This window comes from Streptomyces spiramenti, from assembly GCF_012034385.1.
GTDB classification, from domain to species: Bacteria; Actinomycetota; Actinomycetes; order Streptomycetales; family Streptomycetaceae; genus Streptomyces; species Streptomyces spiramenti.
The window spans coordinates 14,934-31,088 of sequence record NZ_JAAVJB010000018.1; the positions used below are offsets into that span (position 1 = coordinate 14,934).

A 16,155-nucleotide genomic window follows, 5' to 3' on the forward strand; every position below is an offset into this window, starting at 1 on the left:
ATCCAGCCGGGGGCGAGCGGGGTCGGGGCGCCCGGGAGTCTGCCGGGGCGGTGAACTCCGTCCGCTGGGTAGGGTCACGGTTCGAAGGCCGGGGATACGGAGGACGCCATGAGCGCAGCACGTCGCGGACGCCTGGGGCGTCTGCTGGCCAACCTCACCGTTGCCGTGGGATGCGTGCTCTTCCTGGGCGGTTTCGTCATGGCGGCGTTCCTGTACCAGCCCTACCTCGTTCCCACGGACTCGATGGCGCCGACCGTGTCGGCGAACGACAGGGTCGTGGCGCAGCGGATCGACGGCCATGAGGTGCGCCGTGGCGACATCGTCGTCTTCCGGGACGCCGCGTGGAGTGAGCTCCCGATGGTCAAGCGCGTCGTCGGAGTCGGCGGCGACCACGTCACCTGTTGTGACGAGGGTGGCCTGCTGCAGGTGAACGGCAACCCTGTTCCGGAGCCGTACCGTGCGGGTGACGGCCCGGCCTCCCGTCACGACTTCGACGCGCGGGTCCCGGCGGGAGAGCTGTTCCTGCTGGGCGACGAACGGCTCGACTCGGTCGATTCCCGATCTCTGCTGGCGGATGGCGGCACCGGCACCGTCGCGGAGGACGCCGTGGTGGCTCGGGTGGAGGCGGTGGCGTGGCCACCCGGCCGCGCAGGCCTGGTTTCCCGTCCGGGTGCGTTCGCCGAGCTGCCGGGCGGGGTTTCCGACCCCGGCCCGCTGCGACTGCTGGTCACCTCGACCCTCGTGGGAGCCGTGCTGATCCTCGTCGGTTCGACTACCGGCGCGATTACCGCGCGTGTCGCGCGTCGGAAGGCGTAACGTTCACTCTGGCGGTAGGCGTGACACTGTGTGACCGTGCGTGACATCGTGCGCACCGTGTCCGTCCGTCAAGCACAATGTGTGGACAGAACGGCTGAAGGGATCACGCGATGAGCGCCGAGGATCTCGAGAAGTACGAGACCGAGATGGAGCTGAAGCTCTATCGGGAGTATCGGGATGTGGTCGGACTCTTCACCTACGTGATCGAGACCGACCGGCGCTTCTACCTCACCAACGACTACGAGATGCAGGTCCACTCGGTCCAGGGCGAGGTGTTCTTCGAGGTCTCCATGGCGGACGCCTGGGTGTGGGACATGTATCGGCCCGCCCGCTTCGTCAAACAGGTCAGGGTGCTCACCTTCAAGGACGTGAACATCGAGGAGCTCAACCGCAGCGAGCTGGACCTGACACAGGACTCGGGCTTCGGCTCCGCAGGTGAGGCCGGGAGCTGAGGCGACCGTCGGCGACGGTGGAAGCGAGCTGCGTCAACACGCCGGATGAGAGTTACTCGCGAGGCTGACGAAGTTTTCCACAGGTGCCCACTTGTCCACCGAGGTCAACAGCGGCGGAGACTCCGCTGCCACTCTTCGGACATGTTCGCACCCCGAAGCTCTTTCGCACGCTGTCTGACCTCCGCTCTCGCCCTGGCCGCGGCCGTGCTGGTCTGCGCGGCCTGCGTTCCCCTTGCCGTGGCGGCGGCCCGCGCCGACGGAGGGGCGCCGGGGCCCGGTTCTGCTCCACCCGCACCGGCGAGAGGCGGCGCGTGTGCCGACTGCCCGAAGGATGGACCGGTGCTCGCAGAGCCTGCGCGGGCCGAAGCCCCGCCCGCCTGGGCGGATCCGCGAAGCCGTGCCGAGAGGCGTGCGCAGGAACCGCCGCCGTCCACCCTGGAGCCTGCCGACGCGGTCGTGCAGCCCCCAAACCACCGCACACCACCGCCCGCCATGCCGCCCCGCCCCGAGGGGGACGGTGAGCAGCCGTCCCCCTCGCCGGCTGCCGGACCTGGAGGCGGTCCTGTCCCCGCCGCCGCGGCTGCGCGCCCCTGGTTCCCCGGTAGTGGAGGCGACTGGCCGCTGTCGCCGGCCCCCGCCCTGCTGCGGCTCTGGGAGCCTCCCGCCGCGCCGTGGGCCCCGGGCCACCGAGGGGTGGACCTCGCCGCGAGGTCGGGGGACGACGTCCACGCGGCGGTGGACGGCCGGGTCACCTTCGCCGGGAGGGTGGCGGGCCGGGACGTGCTGGTCATCGCCGTCGCGGGGACGGGTCTGCGGATGACCCACGAGCCGGTCACCGCTCGTGTCGCGGCGGGCACCACGGTTCGGCGCGGTGAGGTGGTGGGCGTCGTCTCCGGAGGACCGTTCCACTGCGCCGAGGGATGCGTGCACTGGGGGCTGCTCGACGGTAGTACCTACCTGGACCCGCTCTCCCTCCTTCGTCGTGGTCCCTCTCGGCTGCTGCCGGTGCTCGACGTACCACTGCCGGAGCGGACGGAAGACGTTCGTTCCGGGGGTGCCGCACACCGCGTGACCGGCCGCCGTGCCGCTGCTCGGACGCCCTCACCGCGAGCTGCGGTCACCGCCGGCCGCGGAGGAGCGACGCGACCGCCCAGGGGCGCCGTCCGGAGGGCCGCCACCGGCCCCCGGGGAGGCCGTCGGGTCGCGGAACCAGGAGCACTCCGCCGTCCCGGAGCACCGGCGACGGCGAGCCCGCGCGGGAGCGCACTCACCCGTGGGCGACTGTCCGCACCGACGGTTCCGTCGGGGCGGCGAGACCGGGACGGCCCCGACCCGCCGGGTCGCGGCGCCCGCGTGGTTGCGAGACCGTGGCGGTAGCACCGGGCGAGGTCTGCCGTAACGCGTCCCACGACGATCAGCCGAGGTGCCCGCCCGGGACTCGTGCACCACGACGCCACGCTGGATCGCGCGACCCGGTCGGCTGCCGGGGGCCGTGCGAGAACCTGCCTGTGGAGTCACGGACCCGCGCAAAGCCCGGCGACCGCAGACCTGGCGAGGTCAGGTAGGCGAGCCGGCGGCGCCGCGCAGCGCGAGTGCCACGGCGTTCTCGGTGATGAGCGCGCGCTCCTCGACGCCCAGCGCCGCTCGGCGCACGGCCGCGTCCACGATCCCCTGCAGCAGTACGGCCGACAGTCTGGGGTCAGGCTGGCCCAACTCGGCCAGCACGCCCACCACGAGGTCGACGAGGGCTCCGTGCGCGGCGCGGATCTGTTCGCGTGCCGCGCTGTCCAGTTCGGCCGCGGCGATCGCCACGACGGCCTGGTGGCGCTCGTCCCCCGCGAGGGCGAGCTGCGCACGGACGTACGCCTCCAACTGCGCCCGAGAGGTGGGCGCGGCCAGTACCGCTTCCTCCACCTCCGCCGCCCATCGGGGGAAGTCAGCCGCGCAGAGCGCCTCTACCACGGCGCCACGCGAACGGAAGTACTCGTACACCGACGACCGGGCCAGCCCGGTTCGCTCCGCCAGGGCAGGAAACGTCAGCGCTTTCGTCCCGCCCGAGGACAGGAGGTCGCGGGCTGCCGCCAGCAGTGCCTCGCGCTGCTGGCGACGATGCTCGGCCACAGAGGCCGCAGTGATCCTCGGCACGGCTCCAGCCTAGAGCGTTCAAGCGAGGCGGAGCACCGTCCCGGACGACTTCCTCCGGCACCCGCCCGGTCAGGCCCTCGCCCGGGCCCCGGAGGGGACCCCAGGCTGCCGCGCGCAGCGGGGCCGGAAGGCCGCCGGCGCGGGCCCGGACAGCGTGGACCGTCGACGCCCGCAGGGGCGCGCAGGGAACCTCGGGCCGGGGACCGGGCCCCGACTTCGACCGCCGCTCCCGCCGCGGCTCATCGCCGGACATCGCTGAGCTTCGCGCGCAGCTGGAGAACCGACTTGCTGTGGATCTGGCTGACGCGGCTCTCGGTGACCCCGAGGACCTGGCCGATCTCGGCGAGGGTCAGACCCTCGTAGTAGTAGAGCGTGACGACGGTCTTCTCCCGCTGGGGAAGCGTGTTGATCGCGCGGGCCAGCAGCCTCCGGAGCTCACGGTCCTCGGCGACCTCGACAGGGTCGTCCGCCGACCGGTCCTCCAGGGTGTCCATGAGGCTGAGGTCTCCCTCACCGCCCACATGGAGCATCTCCTCCAGAGCGACCGTGTTCGCCAGCGACAGTTGACCGAACAGCGCGTGCAACTCCTCGACCGGGATGCCCATCTCGTGCGCGACCTCACCCTCCGAGGGGGTGCGGCGCAACTCGGCCTCCAGGGAGGCGTGGGCCCGCTCGAACGCGCGGGCCTTCTGCCGCACCGAGCGTGGGATCCAGTCCAGTGCCCGCAACTCGTCGATCATCGCCCCGCGGATCCGCGTGATCGCGTACGTCTCGAACTTGATCGAGCGGCTGGGGTCGAACTTCTCGATGGCGTCGATCAGCCCGAAGATCCCCGAGGAGACGAAGTCCGCCTGCTCGACGTTGGGCGGCAGGCCCACACTCACGCGGCCGGCGACGTACTTGACCAGTGGCGAGTAGTGGAGGATCAACTGCTCCCGGAGCCGCTCTCCCCCCGTCGCCTTGTAACGGTGCCACAGCTCTTCGAGCGTCGTCGGCGGACGGTGGGGAACGGTCCTCTCCGGCGCGGCCGCGTCCGGAGCTTCCGGAACCGGCGCGGGGGGTCCGGGGGTGCGCTGTGGCATGCGTCGTCTGCAACCGTTCTACGGTGGTCTGTGCGAATGGTGCCGGTTCGAGCGGAACCACCGGTGAGCGTAGCGTGACATCGGCGCCGCGCTGCGCATATCGCCCTGGGACGCCCATGCGCAGATACGTTCCGCCCACCGCACCGTGGTGTGACTCCTTCAGTCACGCCCGGGGCGCGCCGACGGCGCGTCGGCCGGCGCGGTCCGACGCAATGCCCACGACTCGCCGACCCGTTCGACGTAGCCGAGCGCGGACAGCTCCGACAGCGAGGCATGCGTCCGGGCCACTCCGCAACAGGCGTCCGCCGCGATCTGGGCGACCGAGGCCGAACCCCGGGGCGGCACTGCGCCGAGGACGCGTCCCGCCGGTTCCCCCAGCAGATCTCGGGGGTCCGCGGTCTCGGCGAGGTCCGCCAGCTCGCCCATCGCACCCACCAGCTCGATCACCTCCTCGGCGCGGCACACCAGTTGTGCCCCGCCGCGCAGCAGTTGGTGGACGCCGTCGGACTGCGCTGAGAGGACGGAGCCGGGCACGCCCATCACATGCCGACCCAACGCCGTCGCACGGCGGGCGGTGGCCAGTGCCCCGCTGCGCGGGGCCGCCTCCACCACCACAGTTCCCCGTGTCAGCGCGGCGAGAAGCCTGTTGCGCTGGAGGAACCGATGGCGCGTCGGGTGGCTGCCCGGTGGAAGCTCGCTCACGACCAGGCCTTGCTCCCGGACGCGGTCCAGCAGACCTGCGTGGCCCGCGGGATAACCGGAGTCCACACCCGAGGCCACGACCGCCACGGTCGGCCCGCCTCCGCGCAGCGCCCCCTGGTGAGCGGCACCGTCGATCCCGTACGCGGCACCCGACGCCACGGTCCAGCCGCGGCCCGCGAGGGACCTCGCCAGGTCCGCAGCCACCCACGCCCCGTAGTCGGTGCACGCGCGGGCTCCCACCACGGCGACCGAACGCAACGCGAGCATCCGGAGCGAAGCCGTCCCTCGCACCCACAGCCCCACCGGTGCACCGACGCCCAGGTCCGTCAGCTGCGTGGGCCATTCGGCGTCGCCGGGGCAGACGAACCGGGCCTCGCACATCGCTGCCCGGCCCAGTGAATCCGCGGGATCCGCTCGGCGCACGCGGTGGCGTAGCCCCTCCCATCGCCGTGGGGAGAGGCCGTGGCCCGCGGCCCCGTCACGCAGGGCGTGCCAGACGGCCACCGGCCCGCTTCCCGCCAGCCATGTCCCCATGACGGTGTCGCCTGGCTCCACCACCGCGGACAGTGCGACACGTGCCTGCCGCTCCGACTCCGACGGAGGGCGGGGGCCTCCCCCTGTCGAGGGCGTCTCCGTGGCGCACTGGCCGCTCCGGGTCCCGTCACCGGCTGTCTCCTCGATGTCCGTGCGGAGGTGGGCAGCCGCCGGCGTGTGCCCGCCCCGTCGGCCGTCGGCGGGCGGGCGACCGCCGTAGGGGAGACGCTCGTCGAGGGGGCCGCCCGCCCCGCCGCCGCGCCGCGTCACGGGAGGCTCCCCACGAGTCCCGCGCCCCGCACCACGCCCGACCGCAGCGAGAGCGCGGCGTCCATGTCCGAGGCGGTCGGTCGGTCGTGGCCGGCCAGGTCCGCCACGGTCCACGCCACCCGCAACACGCGGTCCAGACCGCGAGCCGTGAGGAGCCCCCGGTCCATGTCCTGCTCCGCCCGGGTCAGCGCGCCGGGCGCCGGCGGCCAGTGCGAGCGCAGCTCGTGCCCCGGAACAGCGCCGTTGACCCGCCAGGGACGGTCCGCGTAACGAGCCGCGGCGCGCTCACGCGCCGCCACCACCCGCGCCGCCACGGTCGCCGTGCTCTCACCGGGCCCCGCCGACAGGAGCTCGGCCCGCCCCACCGGCTCCACGGGGACCCGAAGGTCGACGCGATCCATCAGCGGCCCCGAGAGCCGTGCGCGGTACCGCCGGACGGTGTGGGGGGTGCACTCGCACCCGCCGCTCGCGGAGCCGTGCCTGCCGCACGGACAGGGGTTGGCCGCCATCGCGAGCAGCAGTCGAGCCGGTAGACGCACGACCCCCGCCGACCGTGCGATGACCACCTGTCCCGACTCCAGGGGCTGCCGCAGCGCATCCAGGACGCGCCCGCTCATCTCGGCCGCCTCGTCGAGGAAGAGGACCCCGTGGTGCGCGAGCGAGACGGCGCCCGGCCGCGGCAACCCCGACCCGCCGCCGACCAACGCTGCCATGGAGGCGGAGTGGTGGGGCGCGCAGTAGGGCGGCCGGTCAAGGAGCGGACGTCCGTCGGGGAGGGTGCCGCTCACGGAGTGGACCGCGGTCACCTCCAGCGCCTCCTGGCGGGTGAGGGCCGGTAGCAGCCCCGGCAGGCGCTCCGCGAGCATCGTCTTACCGGCTCCCGGCGTGCCCTTCAGGAACAGGTGGTGGCGCCCTGCCGCCGCGATCTCCAGCGCGCGCCTGGCGGTGCGTTGCCCTGCGACCTCCGACAGGTCGGGGCGGCGCTCGGAACCGACGGCGGACGAGCAGAGACCCGCCGCGGCGCCGGGCGGCAGCACCGACGAGACGTCCGGCCCGCCGGTCACCGGCTCCTCGGGCACCTCCGAGTCCGTCAGCACGGCCACCAGTTGGCGCAGGCTGCGTACGCCGAGCACCGAGACGCCCGGGACCAGCGAGGCCTCGGTGGCGTTGGCCTCGGCCACCACGACGCGTCGGCATCCCGCCTCGACGGCGGCCAGCACCGCCGGCAGCACCCCGTGCACCGGCCTGACCCGGCCGTCCAGGCCCAGTTCCCCGACGAGCACCAGCTCCGCCACCGCGGTCGGCTCCACCTGCTCCGCCGCGGCGAGTACCGCGCAGGCCACCGCGAGGTCGAAGCCCGAGCCCGCCTTGGGGAGTGACGCCGGACTGAGCGCCACGGTCAGCTTCTTCTGCGGCCAGGGCACCCCGGAGTTGACGACCGCGGACCGAACCCGGTCCCGCGCCTCGCTGAGCGACTTGTCCACAAGGCCGACCAGGGTGAAGGCCGCCACGCCGGGTTCCAGGTCCGCCTGCACCTCCACCACGACGCCCTCGACCCCGGTGACCGCTACGGAGCACGTGCGTGCGAACACCATCAGCCCACTCCTCGCGCGTGCTCCACCACGGCCGGGCCCCGGCGCGGCAGCAGCACACCCACCAGGTCGATCCGCACCCCGCCCTCCGGCGGGCCCCCGAACCGCGGCAGCCAACGGTCCGCCAACCACTGCTCGGCCAGCAGTCGCAGCCTGTCCAGCTGTCGTGGGCCCAGACCGGCCATCGGGTGCTGGGGGCCGCCAGCGGTCCTGGTCTTGACCTCGCAGACGACCAGGGTGGCCGAGCCGGCCCGCGATCCGCGGGTCGAGCCTGCCTCCCGAGCCACGATGTCGATCTCGCCGGACCGGCATCGCCAGTTGCGCTCGATCACCGTCATCCCGCTCTCGCTCAGCAGTCGCGCCGCGACCTGCTCGCCGTAGTTCCCCAACGCTCGTCGTCGGTTCATCGAGCCTCACCTCCGGGGCACACCGTGGACCAGTCGGTGTCACGCCCGCGGCGGGCTGTGGACAACCGGGTGTCTGTGGACAACCCGGCCACTCGCGGAGGTGACGCGAGTGGCCGGGTTGACGCCGTCGGGGCTGCTCGGCCGTCGTCCCTGCCCCCGGTACGGTGAGCGGTGCTGTCCGACCCTCCGCGCCCCTCCGTGCGGTCCGGAGCGTGCGTGGCGGAGCGAGCGATGCCCCGCGCGCCCTCAAGCGCTGTCGTGCACTCCGAGTCGGTCCGGTGTCGGTGTCCGGCGCTCCGTGCGGGGCGGGCCGGGGGTGAGTGGAGGGGCCGTGCCGCGGCCCCGTGGGGCCGGTCGCCCGCCGGCTCCGGGGTCCCGTACACTTTCCCTGGCGATCCGGGTCCCGGATCGACCTCGCACGCCCCGCCGCCGGCCCGGTCGAAGCACCTGGTTCGGAGGCCGCGTCCCTCGGTCCACGACACCCCACCCGGCGCTCGTGGTAGGACGCGCAGGGGCGTCAGGAGCGCCGGCCGTCCCGGCAGGCGCTGACAACCGAGTCACACCCCAAGGAGAACGGCCATGGCCGTCGTCACGATGCGGGAGCTGCTTGAGAGCGGCGTCCACTTCGGGCACCAGACCCGCCGCTGGAACCCGAAGATGAAGCGCTTCATCTTCACGGAGCGCAACGGCATCTACATCATTGACCTGCTCCAGTCGCTGTCGTACATCGACCGCGCCTACGAGTTCGTCAAGGAGACCGTCGCCCACGGCGGCGCCGTGATGTTCGTCGGTACCAAGAAGCAGGCCCAGCAGACCATCGCCGAGCAGGCGACCCGCGTGGGCATGCCCTACGTCAACCAGCGCTGGCTGGGCGGCATGCTGACCAACTTCTCGACCGTCCACAAGCGCCTCCAGCGCCTGAAGGAGCTCGAGCAGATCGACTTCGAGGACGTCGCCGCCTCCGGTCTGACCAAGAAGGAGCTCCTGGTCCTCTCCCGCGAGAAGGCCAAGCTGGAGAAGACGCTGGGCGGTATCCGCGACATGCAGAAGGTGCCCAGCGCCGTCTGGATCGTGGACACCAAGAAGGAGCACATCGCGGTCGGTGAGGCGCGGAAGCTCAACATCCCCGTCGTCGCCATCCTGGACACCAACTGCGACCCCGACGAGGTCGATTACAAGATTCCGGGCAACGACGACGCGATCCGCTCGGTCACGCTGCTCACCCGCGTGATCGCGGACGCCGTGGCCGAGGGCCTGATCGCCCGCTCCGGAGCCAACGCCGCCAAGGAGGGTGACAAGCCCGCCGGTGAGCCGCTGCCGGAGTGGGAGCGCGAGCTGCTCGAGGGCGCCGAGGCCAAGGCCGCCGCCCCCGCCGAGGGCACCGACGAGGCCGCCGCCGAGGCCCCCGCCGAGGCTCCGGCCGAGGAGACCGCCACCGAGGCCACCACGGAGGCCCCGGCCGAGGAGGCCGCCACGGAGGCCCCCGCCACGGAGGCCCCCGCCGAGGCTTCGGCCGAGCAGGGCTGACGCACCACCCGCCGCGCACCCGTACCGCGATCCCACACACCGACCATTCGGGAAGAGACTCACACCACCATGGCGAACTTCACCGCCGCCGACGTCAAGAAGCTCCGTGAGCTCACGGGCGCCGGCATGATGGACTGCAAGAAGGCGCTGGACGAGGCCGAGGGCGACGTCGAGAAGGCCGTCGAGATCCTGCGGGTCAAGGGCCAGAAGGGCGTCGCGAAGCGCGAGAGCCGCACCGCCGAGAACGGTGCCGTCACCGCGCTCATCGCCGACGACAACACCTCCGGCGTGCTGGTCGAGCTGAAGTGCGAGACCGACTTCGTCGCCAAGGGTGACAAGTTCCAGGCGGTCGCCGAGGCGATCACCGAGCACGTCGCCAAGACGTCCCCGGCCGACATCGAGGCGCTGCTCGCCTCGGAGATCGAGTCCGGCAAGACCGTGCAGACCTACGTCGACGAGGCCAACGCCAACCTCGGTGAGAAGATCGTGCTGGACCGCTTCGCCCAGTACTCGGGTGGTTTCGTCGCCACCTACCTCCACCGGACCAGCCCCGACCTGCCCCCGCAGGTGGGCGTGCTCGTGCAGCTGGACAAGCCCGAGGCGCAGGTCGCGCGGGACATCGCCCAGCACATCGCGGCCTTCTCCCCGAAGTGGCTGTCCCGCGAGGACGTCCCCGCCGACGTGGTGGAGAACGAGCGCCGCGTGGCCGAGGCGACCTCGCGCGAGGAGGGCAAGCCCGAAGCCGCGCTCCCCAAGATCGTCGAGGGTCGGGTGAACGGCTTCTTCAAGGAGAACACCCTCCTCGGCCAGCCCTTCGCCAAGGACAACAAGAAGTCCGTCCAGAAGGTGCTCGACGAGGCCGGGCTGACGCTGACGGCGTTCGCCCGCTTCCGCGTCGGCGCCTGACGCATCGCCCGACGGGGGTTCGTCGGCGACGGACCCCCGTCACCCCCGTGCCGTCGGCGTCGTCAGCGCCGCGGCACCGCTATTGTCGGGCGTGAAGCCCACGAGCGGCGCGCCGCGGGGCTGTGACACCGCTGTTGTGACGAGGAGGCCGTCGCCGGAACGGAACCGAGAGGAACCGTCGGCAATGGCCTCCTTCGTATGTGCACGAGGAGAATTCCATGAACCAGGAGACCCCCGCTCCGACGGGCGGCCGGCCGTCCCGCTACCTGCTGAAGTTGTCCGGAGAGGCGTTCGCGGGAGGCGGCGGTCTCGGCGTCGACCCCGACATCGTGCACAAGATGGCCCGTGAGATCGCCGCCGTGGTGCGCGAGGGAACGCAGATCGCCGTCGTCATCGGTGGTGGCAACTTCTTCCGCGGCGCGGAGCTCCAGCATCGCGGGATGGACCGGGCGCGGTCCGACTACATGGGCATGCTCGGCACCGTGATGAACTGCCTCGCCCTCCAGGACTTCCTGGAGAAGGAGGGCATCGACTCCCGCGTGCAGACCGCGATCACCATGGGCCAGGTGGCAGAGTCGTACATTCCGCTACGGGCCATCCGCCACCTCGAGAAGGGCCGCGTCGTCATCTTCGGCGCGGGCATGGGCATGCCCTACTTCTCCACCGACACCACCGCCGCGCAGCGTGGTCTCGAGATCCATGCCGAGGCCCTCCTCATGGGCAAGAACGGCGTCGACGGTGTCTACGACTCCGACCCCGCCAAGAACCCCGACGCGGTGAGGTTCGACGCCCTCGACTACGGCGAGGTCATCACCCGGAACCTGAAGGTCGCGGACTCCACTGCGGTCACTCTTTGCCGTGACAACGACCTGCCGATCCTGGTCTTCGAACTCCTCACGGAGGGCAATATCGCCCGTGCCGTCAAGGGTGAGAAGATCGGCACACTCGTGAACGGCCTGGGCCGGCGGGACTGAGATCCCGTCCACGCGCCGGTTTTGCCCCACACATCGAATAGGAGCACGTGGTGATCGAAGAAGCTCTCCTCGAGGCCGAGGAGAAGATGGAGAAGGCCGTCGTGGTGGCCAAGGAGGACTTCGCGGCCATCCGGACCGGCCGGGCACACCCGGCGATGTTCAACAAGATCGTCGCCGAGTACTACGGCGCCATGACGCCGATCAACCAGCTCGCGTCGTTCTCGGTCCCGGAGGCCCGGATGGCGGTGGTCACCCCGTTCGACGCCAGCGCCCTGCGCAACATCGAGCAGGCGATCCGTGACTCCGACCTGGGCGTGAACCCCTCGAACGACGGTCGGATCATCCGGGTGAACTTCCCCGAGCTCACCGAGGAGCGGCGCCGCGAGTACATCAAGGTCGCCAAGGCCAAGGGCGAGGACGCGAAGATCTCGATCCGCGGCGTGCGACGCAAGGCCAAGGAAGCGATCGACGGCGCGGTGAAGAACGGGGACGTCGGCGAGGACGACGGTCGCCGCGGTGAGAAGGAGCTGGACGACACCACCGCGAAGTACGTCGCCCAGGTCGACGAACTCCTGAAGCACAAGGAAGCCGAGCTGCTCGAGGTCTGAGCTTCGGCCGCCGAGCGGCGGTCGGCTGGGGTCGGAGTGCTGCCCGCGCCCGTGGGCGAGACAAGGGCGCGGGTGGGAGAACGAACGGAAATGAGCGCGTGAACGAGTCATCCTGGGGACAGCTGGACCGGTCGGGCGGAGGGCCCGCGGGCTCGCCCGGCGGTGGGAACGCCGGTCAGGGACCCACCGGACCCGTGGGGGGGCAGCCCCGGGCGGACGGGGGAGTCGGTGCCGGTGGCCAGGATGACGGGCAGCGGCGTGGGGGACGTGCCGCTCGGCGTGCCGGGTCGGGGCGGGCCAAGCGGGCGGGACGTGACCTGCCCGCTGCCATCGGCGTCGGCGCCGGTCTGGGCGCCCTCATCCTCGTCACGCTGTTCGTGTACAAGCCCGCGTTCGTGGCGGTGATCGCCGGTGCGGTGATCGTCGGGCTCTGGGAGCTGACCTCGCGGCTCGCGGAGCGCAAGCAGGTCCGTGCGCCGCTGCCGCCCATGGCGGCGGGTGGCGCCGCCATGGTGGTGGCGGGCTACGTCGGTGGAGCCGGCGCCGCTTTCACAGCGATGGCGCTGACAGTGCTCGCGGTGTTCCTGTGGCGGATGAGGGGGCCGGCGGACGAGTACCTGCGGGACGTCACGGCCTCCGTTTTCGCCGTGCTGTACGTCCCCTTCCTGGCCACCTTCGTCGCGCTGGTGCTGGCGGCTGACGACGGGGCCTGGCGGGTGCTGGTGTTCCTGCTGCTCACCGTGGTGAGCGACACCGGCGCCTACGCCGTCGGGTGGCGGTTCGGCAAGCGCAAGCTCGCGCCGCGCATCAGCCCCGGGAAGACCCGCGAGGGACTCGTCGGCGCTGTGGCGTTCGCGATGGTCGCGGGCGCCCTGTCACTGGAGTTCCTGATCGAGGGGGGCGCGTGGTGGCAGGGCCTGCTGCTCGGACTGGCGGTCGCGCTGACCGCCACCCTCGGCGACCTCGGCGAGTCGATGATCAAGCGGGACTTGGGAATCAAGGACATGGGGACGCTGCTCCCGGGCCACGGGGGCATCATGGACCGTCTGGACTCGATACTGCCGACCGCACCGGTGGTGTGGGGGCTGTTCATGGTGTTCGTGGGGTCCTGACCGGTCGGCGGGGCCGGTGCGGCTCCGCACGGAGCCGTTGCGCCGGGGCGCAGCGCGCGGAGCCGGCGACGCGGGGCACACGGCGTGGTGCGGCCGAGCGCTTGGTGCGGTGGGGCGGCTCACGTCGCCGAGCGGCGGGGGCTCGGTGGCGGCACCGGTACGCTGGATCGGCACCACGGGGCGGCCCGTGCCCCGCAGGAAGCCGCCCCGTGCGCACTGACCGTCGAGGTGCGGCGAAGCCCGCACCGTGCCGCAGTCGGCGCCGACGCGCCGAGCGGCGCAGCCCCGTCGCACCGAGGAGACGTCCCACCATGGCACCACCCGTACCCGGTGAGCTGACGTTCGTCGCCCCGCGTGGGGCGAAGAAGCCGCCCCGGCATCTCGCCGACCTCACGCCGGCCGAGCGCAAGGAAGCCGTCGCGGCGCTCGGTGAGAAGCCGTTCCGCGCGAAGCAGCTCTCGCAGCACTACTTCGGGCGCTTCTCGGCCGACCCCGAGCAGTGGACCAACATCCCCGCCGCTTCGCGGTCGCGGCTCGCCGAGGAGCTCCTGCCGCCCTTGATGTCCGTGGTCCGCCACATCAGCTGTGACGAGGGAGCCACCCGGAAGACGCTGTGGCGGTTGCACGACGGGACCATGGTCGAGTCCGTGCTGATGCGGTACCCGGAGCGCGTGACCATGTGCATCTCCTCGCAGGCCGGCTGCGGCATGAACTGCCCGTTCTGCGCCACGGGCCAGGCTGGGCTGGACCGCAACCTCTCGACTGCCGAGATCGTCCACCAGATCATCGACGGGATGCGCGCCCTGCGCGACGGTGAGGTCCCCGGGGGACCCGCCCGGCTCTCCAACATCGTCTTCATGGGCATGGGCGAGCCGCTGGCGAACTACAAGCGAGTGGTGGGTGCCATCCGTCGCCTCACCGACCCCGAGCCCGACGGAGTAGGGCTCTCCCAGCGTGGTATCACCGTCTCCACCGTGGGGTTGGTCCCGGCCATCAACCGGCTGGCGGACGAGGGGCTGAAGTGCCGCCTGGCCGTGTCGCTGCACGCCCCCGACGACGAGTTGCGGGACACTCTCGTCCCGGTCAACACCCGCTGGAAGGTGCGCGAGGTCCTCGACGCCGCCTGGGCGTACGCCGACCGCTCCGGGCGGCGCATCTCGATCGAGTACGCGCTCATCCGTGACATCAACGACCAGGCGTGGCGGGGCGACCTGCTGGGACGGCTCCTCAAAGGACGGGGCGCGCACGTCAACCTGATCCCCCTGAACCCGACGCCCGGATCCAAGTGGACGGCGAGCCGGCCGGAGGACGAGCGAGCCTTCGTCGAGGCACTGGAGGCCCACGGCGTTCCGACGACGGTCCGCGACACGCGCGGCCAGGAGATCGACGGGGCCTGCGGGCAGTTGGCGGCCTCGGAGCGCTGACGGGCAGACGGGGCCCGCGCGAGGCACCGCTCGGCGGTCCCCGGGCGTCCACACCCCGGGGCTGCCCCGAGGGTTTATCCCGCGTCCGGGCCGCCGTCGTCCCCGACTCGCTTGCGCGCCGTCCCCACCGGGAGAGCGGCCGGGACGCGGGTGCGGGCGGGCCGGGTCACGCTCGACCCGGCCACCGCCGGAGACGCGCGGTGGGTTATCGTGTGGTCGCACACATGCACGACACACCATTCATGCATACCGACCGGCAGGGGAGCGCGTCCAGCGCTGAGAGTGCGGCACCGCCGCAGACCCTTCGAACCTCGCCCGGAGCTCATGGCGCCGGGTAGGGAGCTCGGACAACAGCACGTTCCCGCGTGCTCCGCTGCCTCGTCGCACCGACGAAAGCAGCCCCATGAAGCGCACCTCCCGACGCACCGCCGCGATCGCCGTGCCGGCCCTCCTCGGATCGACGCTCCTCGCCGCCTGCGGTTCGGACACGGACGGCGAGGACCGGAACGCCGCCGAGAACCACACCGTCACCCTGGTGACCCACAACTCCTTCGAGGCGTCGGAGGAGGTCCTCGCAGCATTCACGGAGCAGACCGGGTACGAGGTGAGGGTGCTGCGCGCCGACGACGGCGGCGTCATGGTCAACCAGGCCGTCCTCTCCGCCGGGAACCCCCAGGGGGACGTGCTCTTCGGGGTCGACAACACGCTGTTGACCCGCGCGCTGGAGGCGGACGTCTTCGCGCCGCACCGGGCCGAGGGGCTCGACGCCGTGCCGGAGGAGTTCCAGCTCGACGCCGGCGAGTGGCGGGTGACCCCGGTGGACCACGGCGACATCTGCGTCAACTACGACCGGGCCTGGTTCGCGGAGGCGGACATCGAGCCCCCGCAGGACCTCGCGGACCTCGCCGACCCCGCCTACCGCGATCTGCTGGTGGTCCAGAACGCGGCCAGCTCCACCCCCGGCCTCGGCTTCCTGCTCGGCACGGTCGCCGAGTTCGGTGAGGACGGCTGGCAGGACTACTGGCAGCAGCTGTCGGACAACGGGGTCCGCGTGGTGGACGGCTGGGAGCAGGCGTACTACGAGGACTTCTCCGGGTCCTCCGGCGAAGGGGACCGCCCGCTCGTCGTCAGCTACGCGACCTCCCCTCCCGCCGAGGTGCTCTACGGTCCCGACCCGGAGGCCGCCGAGGCCCCCACCGGCGTCTCCACCGGCACCTGCTTCCGGCAGATCGAGTTCGCGGGCCTGCTGGACGGAGCGGAGAACCCGGAAGGCGGCGCGGCCCTGCTGGACTTCATGCTGTCGCTGGAGTTCCAGCAGGACGTGCCGCTCCAGATGTTCGTGCACCCGGTTCGCGAGGACGCCGAACTGCCGGAGCTCTTCACGCGCCACGGTGTCACCGTCGAGGAACCGCTGACGCTGGACGCGGACGCGGTGACCGAGCACCGCAGCGACTGGGTGGACGAGTGGACCAACCTGGTCGTCCGTTGACGGCCGCGTGGGGCCGCCCCGCGCGGGGCGGCCGGGCGCCCCGGACCGCAGCCGCGCCGTGCGCGGTGGCGGGTCGCGAGGTCGGCCCTGCGACCGCTCCGTTCCGCCCCACCGA

At 72.1% G+C, this 16,155-nt stretch carries 15 protein-coding genes; 10 read left to right on the plus strand and 5 right to left on the minus strand.

From position 1 onward, the window contains the following. Window positions 1-108: 108 nt before the first annotated feature. The 3 genes from lepB (at window position 109) to HCJ92_RS25535 (ending at window position 2,645) form a co-directional block, all read left to right on the plus strand. The gene (lepB, locus tag HCJ92_RS04350) at window positions 109-816 is read left to right on the plus strand and encodes a signal peptidase I (protein WP_167932064.1); all 708 of its coding nucleotides are present in this window, start codon (window positions 109-111) and stop codon (window positions 814-816) included. A 110-nt stretch (window positions 817-926) separates the two neighbouring features. After that, window positions 927-1,268 carry a DUF2469 domain-containing protein gene (locus tag HCJ92_RS04355; RefSeq protein ID WP_167932065.1) on the plus strand — a complete coding sequence of 114 codons (342 nt, stop codon included), beginning with the start codon at window positions 927-929 and terminating at the stop codon, window positions 1,266-1,268. A gap of 492 nt (window positions 1,269-1,760) precedes the next feature. After that, window positions 1,761-2,645, plus strand: a complete 885-nt coding sequence (locus tag HCJ92_RS25535; protein ID WP_167932066.1) for a peptidoglycan DD-metalloendopeptidase family protein — start codon at window positions 1,761-1,763, stop codon at window positions 2,643-2,645. A 180-nt stretch (window positions 2,646-2,825) separates the two neighbouring features. Here the strand turns inward: HCJ92_RS25535 and HCJ92_RS04365 are convergent, their stop codons facing one another. The 5 genes from HCJ92_RS04365 to HCJ92_RS04385 form a co-directional block, all read right to left on the minus strand. Next, window positions 2,826-3,389, minus strand: a complete 564-nt coding sequence (locus HCJ92_RS04365; RefSeq protein ID WP_167932083.1) for a TetR family transcriptional regulator — start codon at window positions 3,387-3,389, stop codon at window positions 2,826-2,828. Between the two features lie 263 nt (window positions 3,390-3,652). Further along, window positions 3,653-4,495: an RNA polymerase sigma factor WhiG gene (gene whiG, locus HCJ92_RS04370; protein WP_167932067.1), complete on the minus strand. Its 843-nt coding sequence runs from the start codon at window positions 4,493-4,495 to the stop codon at window positions 3,653-3,655. A 159-nt stretch (window positions 4,496-4,654) separates the two neighbouring features. After that, window positions 4,655-6,001, minus strand: coding sequence for a DNA-processing protein DprA (gene dprA / locus HCJ92_RS04375; protein WP_338054018.1), 1,347 nt, complete (start codon window positions 5,999-6,001; stop codon window positions 4,655-4,657). Then, window positions 5,998-7,596 carry a YifB family Mg chelatase-like AAA ATPase gene (locus tag HCJ92_RS04380; RefSeq protein WP_167932068.1) on the minus strand — a complete coding sequence of 533 codons (1,599 nt, stop codon included), beginning with the start codon at window positions 7,594-7,596 and terminating at the stop codon, window positions 5,998-6,000. Before HCJ92_RS04380 ends, dprA begins: the two co-directional genes overlap by 4 nt. Continuing rightward, on the minus strand, window positions 7,596-8,000 hold the full coding sequence (locus tag HCJ92_RS04385) for a YraN family protein (protein WP_167932069.1): 405 nt from the start codon (window positions 7,998-8,000) through the stop codon (window positions 7,596-7,598). The genes HCJ92_RS04380 and HCJ92_RS04385 overlap by 1 nt, the downstream gene beginning before the upstream one ends. 579 nt (window positions 8,001-8,579) lie before the next feature. Between HCJ92_RS04385 and rpsB the strand changes: the two genes are divergently transcribed. The 7 genes from rpsB to HCJ92_RS04420 all read left to right on the plus strand — a co-directional run bounded on the left by rpsB (window position 8,580) and on the right by HCJ92_RS04420 (window position 16,040). Then, on the plus strand, window positions 8,580-9,527 hold the full coding sequence (rpsB, locus tag HCJ92_RS04390; RefSeq protein ID WP_167932070.1) for a 30S ribosomal protein S2: 948 nt from the start codon (window positions 8,580-8,582) through the stop codon (window positions 9,525-9,527). A 69-nt stretch (window positions 9,528-9,596) separates the two neighbouring features. Next, the gene (gene tsf, locus HCJ92_RS04395) at window positions 9,597-10,433 is read left to right on the plus strand and encodes a translation elongation factor Ts (protein ID WP_167932071.1); all 837 of its coding nucleotides are present in this window, start codon (window positions 9,597-9,599) and stop codon (window positions 10,431-10,433) included. A 218-nt stretch (window positions 10,434-10,651) separates the two neighbouring features. Next, the gene (gene pyrH / locus HCJ92_RS04400) at window positions 10,652-11,407 is read left to right on the plus strand and encodes a UMP kinase (protein WP_167932072.1); all 756 of its coding nucleotides are present in this window, start codon (window positions 10,652-10,654) and stop codon (window positions 11,405-11,407) included. Window positions 11,408-11,457: 50 nt separating this feature from the next. Beyond that, on the plus strand, window positions 11,458-12,015 hold the full coding sequence (gene frr / locus HCJ92_RS04405; RefSeq protein ID WP_167932073.1) for a ribosome recycling factor: 558 nt from the start codon (window positions 11,458-11,460) through the stop codon (window positions 12,013-12,015). 98 nt (window positions 12,016-12,113) lie between these two features. Further along, window positions 12,114-13,127: a phosphatidate cytidylyltransferase gene (locus HCJ92_RS04410; RefSeq protein WP_167932074.1), complete on the plus strand. Its 1,014-nt coding sequence runs from the start codon at window positions 12,114-12,116 to the stop codon at window positions 13,125-13,127. A gap of 311 nt (window positions 13,128-13,438) precedes the next feature. Next, window positions 13,439-14,551 carry a dual-specificity RNA methyltransferase RlmN gene (gene rlmN / locus HCJ92_RS04415; protein ID WP_167932075.1) on the plus strand — a complete coding sequence of 371 codons (1,113 nt, stop codon included), beginning with the start codon at window positions 13,439-13,441 and terminating at the stop codon, window positions 14,549-14,551. 403 nt (window positions 14,552-14,954) lie between these two features. Further along, window positions 14,955-16,040 carry a thiamine ABC transporter substrate-binding protein gene (locus HCJ92_RS04420; protein ID WP_167932076.1) on the plus strand — a complete coding sequence of 362 codons (1,086 nt, stop codon included), beginning with the start codon at window positions 14,955-14,957 and terminating at the stop codon, window positions 16,038-16,040. Window positions 16,041-16,155 lie beyond the last annotated feature (115 nt).

Coding starts and splice junctions, on each gene's coding strand:
- lepB (WP_167932064.1), top strand. CDS start 109: ATGAGCGCAGCACGTCGCGGACGCCTGGGGCGTCTGCTGGCCAACCTC.
- HCJ92_RS04355 (WP_167932065.1), top strand. CDS start 927: ATGAGCGCCGAGGATCTCGAGAAGTACGAGACCGAGATGGAGCTGAAG.
- HCJ92_RS25535 (WP_167932066.1), top strand. CDS start 1,761: ATGCCGCCCCGCCCCGAGGGGGACGGTGAGCAGCCGTCCCCCTCGCCG.
- whiG (WP_167932067.1), bottom strand. CDS start 4,495: ATGCCACAGCGCACCCCCGGACCCCCCGCGCCGGTTCCGGAAGCTCCG.
- HCJ92_RS04380 (WP_167932068.1), bottom strand. CDS start 7,596: ATGGTGTTCGCACGCACGTGCTCCGTAGCGGTCACCGGGGTCGAGGGC.
- HCJ92_RS04385 (WP_167932069.1), bottom strand. CDS start 8,000: ATGAACCGACGACGAGCGTTGGGGAACTACGGCGAGCAGGTCGCGGCG.
- rpsB (WP_167932070.1), top strand. CDS start 8,580: ATGGCCGTCGTCACGATGCGGGAGCTGCTTGAGAGCGGCGTCCACTTC.
- tsf (WP_167932071.1), top strand. CDS start 9,597: ATGGCGAACTTCACCGCCGCCGACGTCAAGAAGCTCCGTGAGCTCACG.
- pyrH (WP_167932072.1), top strand. CDS start 10,652: ATGAACCAGGAGACCCCCGCTCCGACGGGCGGCCGGCCGTCCCGCTAC.
- rlmN (WP_167932075.1), top strand. CDS start 13,439: ATGGCACCACCCGTACCCGGTGAGCTGACGTTCGTCGCCCCGCGTGGG.
- HCJ92_RS04420 (WP_167932076.1), top strand. CDS start 14,955: ATGAAGCGCACCTCCCGACGCACCGCCGCGATCGCCGTGCCGGCCCTC.